The 265-nt window shown below is 60.8% G+C and carries 1 protein-coding gene; it reads left to right on the top strand.

Translation table 11 applies throughout. The features are described from left to right. Positions 1 to 265, top strand: a 265-nt coding sequence (locus MJX74_RS21595) for a M20/M25/M40 family metallo-hydrolase (protein WP_240225080.1), incomplete at both ends; no start/stop codon positions are given.

Raw genomic sequence — 265 nt, 5'->3', positions numbered from 1 at the left:
AGATCGATCTGTGGATGGACGAAGCGCCGATCCCGATGAACGAACAGCTGGTGGCCTGCGTCAGCCGCCTGTGCGAAACGCAGCGGCTGAATTACCGCATGATGCACAGCGGTGCCGGACACGACTCGCAAATCTTCGCCCCGCGCGTGCCGACGGTGATGATGTTCGTGCCGAGCATCGCCGGTATCAGCCATAACCCGGCGGAAAAAACCGCCGTCGCCGATCTGAACGAAGGGGTGAAAATCCTGGCGCAGACGCTGTATCA

Origin of the sequence: Rheinheimera hassiensis, from assembly GCF_022436675.1 — a bacterium.
GTDB lineage: Bacteria > Pseudomonadota > Gammaproteobacteria > Enterobacterales > Alteromonadaceae > Alishewanella > Alishewanella hassiensis.
This window is presented reverse-complemented; position numbering and strand designations above follow the sequence as displayed.